The following is a 6,641-nucleotide window of genomic DNA, read 5'->3' as shown; positions in this document are numbered from 1 at the left end:
TCTGCCCTTGAGAGCACGCTGAACCGCGCAGTGCTTGTGGATTATGGCGGCGGCAAGGGATGGTTCTTCGACCCGGGAAGATCGCAATTTAGGGTAAGAACATTCGTAAACGGCAAGCTTATCTTTCTGGGATCGTTCGCGACCGAGGAAGAAGCGTGCGCCGCTTATTTTGCGGGGACCAAGGTTGCGCTCGTTCTTGCTGGCGCTGAAGCGGAGGAAATCTGATGCCCACTCCCCTTCCCTCCACCTCCCGCCCCGCCTTCGGCATCACCGACGACGGCGACCGCCTGATCTACGCCCCCGCCCGCCGTCCCCAGGACGAGCATGGTGAGGGCCGCGGGTCCGGCATGGTCGTCGCGATCCTGCTCGCCGCAGTCTCGGGCGGCTTCGTCGCCTGCGTGATCCGCCTGCTGGTGGGGGCGGCGTGATGAGCCGGTTCGTCCGATACGCTCCTCTCGAAGAGCGGCTGAAGCGCGCGTTTGAGCGCCGCATGGGCCAGTCCGTCCTGCCTCTCGTGATCCGGCCGGTTCAGGAAGGCGTCCATCGCGTTATCGACACGGAGACAGGCTCGTGGATTGACTACCGCACGACCGGCTGGCGCCTCCATAGGCTCGCCGAGCACGACGCGATGGCGCAGGCGGTCGATGACGGTATCCGCGTGGCGGAGGGCGACTGATGCGCCCCTCCCCCGCTAAGCGCCGCAAGGCCGCCATCGCCCGCGCTAGGGTCTCCGTATCCGGCACGCGCTGCCACGGCGATACGCAGGACCGTGTGAGCCGGCGGGATGCCGTCCAAGCCTTCATTAACGCGCAGGAGCAGCGAGGGCGCGGTCTCTACGCCAACGCCCGGCAATTCCTGATCTCTGCCCGCAGCACAGATTTTCTCGCCCGCAAGCATGGCTTCCGTATTCCGGGGATCGCCTGATGTCGCACGCCCTCACCTCATCCGTCAGTCTCACCGACTGCATCCGTTATGCGGAGATGTTTCGCGCCGCTCGTCGGCGGCTGAGCAACGCCATCAATCGGGACGACTGCTTGTCTGTAGACGAGCGCGTGACGGCTCTGTGGCTGGCCGACGAGATGCAGCGCGAGGCTGCCCTACTCCGTGCCTCGGCCAACATCCGCGATCCCTTCGGCTTGGATTTACCGGTGATCGATGCGGATCTGTTGAACGACGCGCACGGTCCTCTGTCTCTGGCGGCGGAGTGAAGCGATGGCCTTCACGGATCAGCAACTCGCCGCACTCAAGGCGCCCCTCGATCGCAAGCACGTCAAGGACCGTTCTCAGGCAGGCCGCAAGCTCTCATACGTCGAGGGTTGGCACGCCATTGCAGAGGCCAACCGGATCTTCGGCTTCGACGCCTGGGATCGGGAGACGATCGACCTGCGGGAGGTTGGAGAAGCCCGGCAGATCGATGGCAAATGGCGCGTCGCCTACATGGCCCGCGTCCGGATCACCGTGCGCGCTGGCGCCCTCGGGATGGATGGCCGCGACATCACACGCGATGGCTGCGGCTACGGCTCTGGCATCGACAAGGATCTTGGGCAGGCACACGAGAGCGCGCTGAAGGAAGCCGAGACGGACGCCATGAAGCGCGCCCTCATGACGTTCGGCAACCCGTTCGGCCTCGCGCTCTACGACAAGGATCAGGCGAACGTGGCTGACGAGCCGGCCGGCATGTCCGTCCCGCAGATGCTCCACGAGATCGAGATCTGCGAGGGACCGGCGGGCGTGGAGATGCTGAAGGGGGACCCGACGTTCCGCGCCGGCTTCAAGGCCGCATCCAAGGATGACCGTGCTGCCGTCATGGCGGCTCTGACGAAGGCCAGCGAAGGGGCGGCAGCATGAGCGACCGCGCCCTCATCATCCCCGCTGCCTACACCAAGCTCAGCACCTTAGCGGACGGCACGCTCCGTATCGTGCTTGACATTGAGCCTCGGCACATGGCGGACGCCTTCGCGCTGTTCGCCAAGCCGGGGGCTCCGGTCGCCATCGCGCGGCTTACGGACGAGGCGGCGGTCGCGGCTGACCAGCCTGCGGAGCCGGCTCCTGCGCCCTCTCCCGCCCCTGAGCGCCGTCAGACGCCGCTGGCAAGCAAGGTGGCGATGACTGTGGATCGCATTGAGTTCTTCGATTTCCTGTTTGAGCAGGAGGCTTACCGCGATCTGCGCGAACATGTGACGGAAGAACTCGCGCCACATGGCGGCACAGTCGCCGCGCAATCGATCTCTGAGGAGATGGTGAAGCGTCTTTGCGGCGTCAGTCGCAAGCGGGACATCGTTGCCGGCTCATTGGCTGGCGAGCGCTGGAAAGACATTTGGTTTCAGTTTCAGCACTGGCAGTCCGGGAGGGCCGCCTAATGCGCTGGACCCTCGCACTAAAGCAGGGCGATGGCTTCTCCGGCCTCACGCCCATCCGCACCGGCACTCGTTCCGAGATGCTGGATCTAGCAGCCGGTCCATACCGCGCCCTCTGGTGGCCCAAGGGCAGAGGCGAAGACCTAGAGGATTGTCGTCGCACGGACGATGGCGCTGAGCGTGCCCCGTCTTGGGTGAAGGGGACCAACCTCTGCATCGTACCAGCGGCATTGCTGCCGCAGGCTCGGCGGAGGTCGGCATGAGCGACGACAAGGTCACGCGCCTGCCGATCCGGTTCAAGGCGCCGATCGCGGAAGAGGGCCGTTCCATCCAGTGCGTGGACGCGTCTTTCGGCCAAGAGTGCAATCACTCGTACTTCTGGCGCGACGGCCGGATGATCAACGTCACGTTCCTGATCCGGCAGGGCGAAACGGAAGTTGAATGTAGCAACTGCCGCACGCGGCTTGAGCCGATGTGGGTTCTTCGACAGCTTGCTAACGAAGAAAGCCAGCATTTTTGCGCGCAGCAACGTTACTTGGAAGAAATGAAGCGCCTCAGCGAGAGAAGTCGCACTAAGTGCGAGCGCTGCGGACACATGACGCGGATCAGCCGCGCGAAGGCCAAGTCCGGAGGAGGCGCAGCATGATTGCGAGACGCGAGTTCACTCGGTCCATGAAGGCCGAGATGCTGCGCCGATCCATGCGAGGGAGCCGGATACACTGTGAAGGGTGTGGCCTCGACGTCACCGGCAAAGCGGTGGAGTTCGATCACGTCATCCCTGAGGCGCTGATCCTCGACAAGACAAGGCCCCTGACGGCCGCGGACGGGAAGCTCCTAGGTCGATCGTGCTGCCATAGGGCACCCGGCGGGAAGACCGCTCAGGACGTCGCAGACATAGCCCGCGCGAAAAGGAGAGAGGCGAAGTTCGGAGGCTTCGCGCCTCGGCAGAAGATCCAATCGCGCGGGTTTGCAAAAGCACCCGCCCAGAGAACTGCGACTAGGCCGCTAGTCCTCTCAAATCAATTCGGGGATTAGTCATGGCGCCTTACAGATCTGATGCCGCATGGCGCGCGAAGTCTCGCCAATACGAAATGGCCGTCTGGGACGACGACGAGATGCGGACGCGCCTCGACGGCTGGCGGGCTGTCGGCATCGCGGCGATCGGCGCGCTCGTCGCTGGCAGTGGGGTCTACCTGCTGGGGGATCTTGTTCCCGGACTTCTCATGGGTTGGTTGCAGTGACCCGCCCCTCCGTACCCACCCCTTACGGCCCCACCCACTCCCCTCCCCCGTCCGGGATCACGCGCGAGCAACTGCGCGCGTTGCAGGCGCGGATTGAGGGGAGCGTGAAACAGGAGAAGCGCCAGTGAAGATCACCGAAAAGCGCAGGCGCGTGCTCGCGGCCTTGGATGCATGGGATTGGGAGAAGAACGGCTGCATGACAGCCTTCGACATCGGGCACAGATGCTGCCGCGGGAACAACTTCTCGGATTGGGCGCACGCGCCGCTGCGCGAGATGTCAGCGGCCGGGATGGTTGAACTAGTCGGCAAGGCGCGGTGCGGTTCGCGCACATGGCGGATCACCGACGCGGGGCGGGCCGCTCTCCAGTCTCAAGGAGACGCCGCATGACCTCCCCCTTCGAGTCCCAGATCCTCCCCCTGTACGAGGAGCACCGCGCCGACTGGCTGGCCTACGCCCGGCGCAAGGCGGTCGAGTTAGGCAAGGACGGTCGCACGGTCACGATAGACGACGTTCGGGCCGTGGCGCCGCCTCCTTTGTTCTTAGACCCACGGGTTTGTGGAGCGGTCTTTATCCGATCGGAGTGGGAAAAAGTCGGGTACCTGAATTCAGGCCGCGCGATCTGTCACGGGCGGCCCGTGGCGGTGTTTCGGCGGCGGGATTGTGCTTGAGATTTGAGGAGAGACGAGATGGCGAACACACCAAACACCAAGGCTGTGTTCTGGCTCCCCGAGGGACCGATGCTTCGCGTGGGTCCGGGCGATTACCGCGGATACGTGCTGCACATCATGGACCTGAACCCGGAGAGCCACAGGAGGTGGGCGCTGTCCCGCGGCGAGTTACTGCGCATCGGCTGGGGGTTGATCCGTGCCGCCATGCGGAGGTCGGGCGAGGGGGCATCCCATGTCGGATGAGACACTGCCCGAGGGGGCGATTGCGGCTGCCTTTGCCGAACACGATCGGTGGAGTACCGCGCTCAACACTCGCCGCCCGCGGGCCACCATGGCGTGGGTCTGCCGGCGGGACGACAACGGCGAATGGATTGAGACGAGCGCGCACCCCAGCGACAGCGCGGCAGCCGAAGCCATGCACAAGCAGGCGCTGCGGGCTGCGGTCATGGCCGCCCTCACCCCCGATCAGGGGGCAGGACGATGAGCGAGGAATGCACCTGCCTGTCCCGGGTTGAGGGCGAACTGAAGGCCAGCAACACCCGCTTGCAAGTGACCTTCATGCTCAACCGTGAGCGCACGTTGATGCGATGCGCCCCGATCCTCGCAACCGAGAAGATTAGGCCCCGCGGGAAGCGGAAGCTAACGGTCGTGGCGAGCTTCTGCCCCTTCTGCGGCACTCGCTACGCCCCCGCCGCCCTTACCCCCGATCAACCCGAAGGAGCCGACGACCGTGCCTAGGCCGAAGCAGAAGACCGTCTACACGGACGCGCCGGCTGAGTCGCAGGCGGCTGAGGACCGGAACGAAAAGCCGGCCAAGGGCAAGAAGGTCGCCGCGCCCAAGCAGTTCCTCGTACCGCTGGCCTACCGCCCGGACGACGCGGCCCATGTGCTCGGGGTCAGCCGGACCACCGTCTACAAGATGATCCAGGACGGGCATTTAGAGGCACGGCAGATCGGCGGGGCGGTCCTGATCCGTCACAACGACCTGATGGCGCTCGTGGACGGGGCGCCCCTGTCCGCGCACACGAAATTCGCCCAAGCATCCATCAAATGACGCCGCTTCTCCAAGGCGTCGCCCCGCCGGTAGGCGCGCTCGGTCTCGTCACCCACGAGATGCGCAAGCGCGGCCTCGGCAAGGTCGCCGGAGAACGCGGTATCCTCGTGGACCCAATCGCGGAACGTGGAGCGGAAGCCGTGCGCGGTGTACTCGCCCATGCCGGCCCGGCGCAGCAGCATCAGGAACACCATGTCCGAGAGCTTGGTGCCGACGCGCGAGGGGAAGACCAGATCGGCGGCACCGGGCTCATCTGGCCGCACGGCGCGCAGGATCGCCAGCGCCTCGGCCGAGAGTGGGACACGATGCTCGCGGTGGCCCTTCATTCTAGCCGCGGGGACGATCCAAAGGGCCTCGGCCAAATCGACCTCCCCCCATGTCATGCCGCGCACCTCGCCCGAGCGAGCGGCCGTCAGGATCGTCAGCCGCAGGGCGTAAGCGCTCGGCTCGGTGCGATAGCAGAGGTAGGCGTAGAAGCCGGCGATCCGGTCACGCGGCATGGCGGCGTGATGGCCGCGCATCAGTTTGCGGGGACGTGGCAGCAGCACGTCGAGGTGCCCGCGCCAGCGCGCGGGGTTCTCGCCGGCCCGGTGCCCCGCGGCCCGCGCAGCGTCGATCACGCGCTCAATCCGACCCCGGATGCGCCGCGCCGTCTCCGTCTTCGTGGACCACATCGGGCGCAGGACGTCGAGCACGTCGGCGGTGCTGATCGTCGCTACCGGCGCGCTCCAGATCGGCGCGGCCTGAACCTCCAAGGTCTGCCGCCACTGCGCCCGGTGCGCCGCGTTGCGCCAGGTGGTCTCGCGATCAGCCATGTAGGCAAGCGCGACGTCCGCGAAGGTCACTGCCTTGGTGGGGACGGCGGGTGGTGGGGACGCGCGCTTCTCGTGGAGGGGATTGGTGCCCGTGGCGATCTTCTCCCGGGCCTCGGCCGCCAGCTCGCGCGCCTTGACGAGCGGCACGGCGTTGACGGAGCCGAGCCCCATTTCGTGCCGCTTGCCACCCATGCGGTAGAGCAAGACCCAGCTTTTCGCCCCGCTCGCGGTCACGTTGAGGTACAATCCGCCGCCGTCCGCGTGCCGGCCCGGCGCGTCGAGGTTTGCGACCTTGCGGGCCGTCAGCCTGTTGATCGCGTGAGCCATCCCCACCAGCCCTGTCAGCGTCCCTACCGGCCTCCCCACCAAGCGACCGCACGAAACGCCGAAGGGGATGGGCAGCATTTGACGGATAGGCCGGCTGGAAGCCCCGTCGCAAGAGGGGAAGCGGACGATTTCGCAGATAAGTTGGGCAATATCGGATTTTATGGTGGCGGAAGGGGTG

15 protein-coding genes are annotated in these 6,641 nt (G+C 65.8%); 14 read left to right on the top strand and 1 reads right to left on the bottom strand.

Translation table 11 applies throughout. The annotated features are described in order from the left end of the window. The 14 genes from ACKUB9_RS33865 to ACKUB9_RS33800 all read left to right on the top strand — a co-directional run. On the top strand, positions 1 to 225 hold a 225-nt coding region (locus tag ACKUB9_RS33865), incomplete at its 5' end, for a hypothetical protein (RefSeq protein WP_407531035.1). Beyond that, complete coding sequence (locus tag ACKUB9_RS33860) at positions 225 to 428, top strand: hypothetical protein (RefSeq protein ID WP_407531033.1); 204 nt, start codon at positions 225 to 227, stop codon at positions 426 to 428. The genes ACKUB9_RS33865 and ACKUB9_RS33860, both read left to right, overlap by 1 nt. After that, the gene (locus ACKUB9_RS33855; protein ID WP_407531032.1) at positions 428 to 676 is read left to right on the top strand and encodes a hypothetical protein; all 249 of its coding nucleotides are present in this window, start codon (positions 428 to 430) and stop codon (positions 674 to 676) included. Before ACKUB9_RS33860 ends, ACKUB9_RS33855 begins: the two co-directional genes overlap by 1 nt. Next, a complete protein-coding gene (locus ACKUB9_RS33850) occupies positions 676 to 924 on the top strand; it encodes a hypothetical protein (protein WP_407531031.1) in 249 nt (82 codons plus the stop codon). Before ACKUB9_RS33855 ends, ACKUB9_RS33850 begins: the two co-directional genes overlap by 1 nt. Next, positions 924 to 1,208: a hypothetical protein gene (locus tag ACKUB9_RS33845; RefSeq protein ID WP_407531030.1), complete on the top strand. Its 285-nt coding sequence runs from the start codon at positions 924 to 926 to the stop codon at positions 1,206 to 1,208. The genes ACKUB9_RS33850 and ACKUB9_RS33845 overlap by 1 nt, the downstream gene beginning before the upstream one ends. A 4-nt stretch (positions 1,209 to 1,212) precedes the next feature. Next, positions 1,213 to 1,848, top strand: a complete 636-nt coding sequence (locus tag ACKUB9_RS33840) for an RAD52 family DNA repair protein (protein ID WP_407531028.1) — start codon at positions 1,213 to 1,215, stop codon at positions 1,846 to 1,848. Then, the gene (locus ACKUB9_RS33835; RefSeq protein WP_407531027.1) at positions 1,845 to 2,360 is read left to right on the top strand and encodes a hypothetical protein; all 516 of its coding nucleotides are present in this window, start codon (positions 1,845 to 1,847) and stop codon (positions 2,358 to 2,360) included. The genes ACKUB9_RS33840 and ACKUB9_RS33835 overlap by 4 nt, the downstream gene beginning before the upstream one ends. Before the next feature lie 256 nt (positions 2,361 to 2,616). Further along, positions 2,617 to 3,003, top strand: coding sequence for a hypothetical protein (locus ACKUB9_RS33830; RefSeq protein WP_407531025.1), 387 nt, complete (start codon positions 2,617 to 2,619; stop codon positions 3,001 to 3,003). Between the two features lie 391 nt (positions 3,004 to 3,394). After that, the gene (locus tag ACKUB9_RS33825; protein ID WP_407531023.1) at positions 3,395 to 3,598 is read left to right on the top strand and encodes a hypothetical protein; all 204 of its coding nucleotides are present in this window, start codon (positions 3,395 to 3,397) and stop codon (positions 3,596 to 3,598) included. Between the two features lie 124 nt (positions 3,599 to 3,722). Continuing rightward, a complete protein-coding gene (locus ACKUB9_RS33820; RefSeq protein WP_407531022.1) occupies positions 3,723 to 3,986 on the top strand; it encodes a hypothetical protein in 264 nt (87 codons plus the stop codon). Then, complete coding sequence (locus ACKUB9_RS33815; protein WP_407531020.1) at positions 3,983 to 4,267, top strand: hypothetical protein; 285 nt, start codon at positions 3,983 to 3,985, stop codon at positions 4,265 to 4,267. Before ACKUB9_RS33820 ends, ACKUB9_RS33815 begins: the two co-directional genes overlap by 4 nt. Positions 4,268 to 4,285: 18 nt before the next feature. Beyond that, a complete protein-coding gene (locus tag ACKUB9_RS33810) occupies positions 4,286 to 4,510 on the top strand; it encodes a hypothetical protein (RefSeq protein WP_407531019.1) in 225 nt (74 codons plus the stop codon). Continuing rightward, positions 4,500 to 4,751 (top strand): hypothetical protein, encoded by a 252-nt coding sequence (locus ACKUB9_RS33805; protein WP_407531017.1) that lies wholly within the window; start codon positions 4,500 to 4,502, stop codon positions 4,749 to 4,751. The genes ACKUB9_RS33810 and ACKUB9_RS33805 overlap by 11 nt, the downstream gene beginning before the upstream one ends. A 246-nt stretch (positions 4,752 to 4,997) precedes the next feature. Then, a complete protein-coding gene (locus tag ACKUB9_RS33800; protein WP_407531015.1) occupies positions 4,998 to 5,321 on the top strand; it encodes a helix-turn-helix domain-containing protein in 324 nt (107 codons plus the stop codon). Here ACKUB9_RS33800 and ACKUB9_RS33795 read toward each other — a convergent pair. Further along, positions 5,243 to 6,641, bottom strand: a 1,399-nt coding sequence (locus ACKUB9_RS33795; protein WP_407531013.1) for a tyrosine-type recombinase/integrase, incomplete at its 5' end; no start/stop codon positions are given. The genes ACKUB9_RS33800 and ACKUB9_RS33795 overlap by 79 nt on opposite strands.

It is taken from the genome of Methylobacterium oryzisoli (assembly GCF_046557895.1).
Classification (GTDB): Bacteria; Pseudomonadota; Alphaproteobacteria; order Rhizobiales; family Beijerinckiaceae; genus Methylobacterium; species Methylobacterium oryzisoli.
The sequence above is the reverse complement of the archived record's forward strand: the minus strand, read 5'-3'. Positions and strand labels throughout refer to the sequence as shown.

What these genes read in the sequence shown, in the direction of transcription:
- ACKUB9_RS33845 (WP_407531030.1), top strand. Translation starts at nt 924, where the DNA reads ATGTCGCACGCCCTCACCTCATCCGTCAGTCTCACCGACTGCATCCGT.
- ACKUB9_RS33860 (WP_407531033.1), top strand. Translation starts at nt 225, where the DNA reads ATGCCCACTCCCCTTCCCTCCACCTCCCGCCCCGCCTTCGGCATCACC.
- ACKUB9_RS33835 (WP_407531027.1), top strand. Translation starts at nt 1,845, where the DNA reads ATGAGCGACCGCGCCCTCATCATCCCCGCTGCCTACACCAAGCTCAGC.
- ACKUB9_RS33810 (WP_407531019.1), top strand. Translation starts at nt 4,286, where the DNA reads ATGGCGAACACACCAAACACCAAGGCTGTGTTCTGGCTCCCCGAGGGA.
- ACKUB9_RS33825 (WP_407531023.1), top strand. Translation starts at nt 3,395, where the DNA reads ATGGCGCCTTACAGATCTGATGCCGCATGGCGCGCGAAGTCTCGCCAA.
- ACKUB9_RS33815 (WP_407531020.1), top strand. Translation starts at nt 3,983, where the DNA reads ATGACCTCCCCCTTCGAGTCCCAGATCCTCCCCCTGTACGAGGAGCAC.
- ACKUB9_RS33850 (WP_407531031.1), top strand. Translation starts at nt 676, where the DNA reads ATGCGCCCCTCCCCCGCTAAGCGCCGCAAGGCCGCCATCGCCCGCGCT.
- ACKUB9_RS33805 (WP_407531017.1), top strand. Translation starts at nt 4,500, where the DNA reads ATGTCGGATGAGACACTGCCCGAGGGGGCGATTGCGGCTGCCTTTGCC.
- ACKUB9_RS33840 (WP_407531028.1), top strand. Translation starts at nt 1,213, where the DNA reads ATGGCCTTCACGGATCAGCAACTCGCCGCACTCAAGGCGCCCCTCGAT.
- ACKUB9_RS33830 (WP_407531025.1), top strand. Translation starts at nt 2,617, where the DNA reads ATGAGCGACGACAAGGTCACGCGCCTGCCGATCCGGTTCAAGGCGCCG.
- ACKUB9_RS33855 (WP_407531032.1), top strand. Translation starts at nt 428, where the DNA reads ATGAGCCGGTTCGTCCGATACGCTCCTCTCGAAGAGCGGCTGAAGCGC.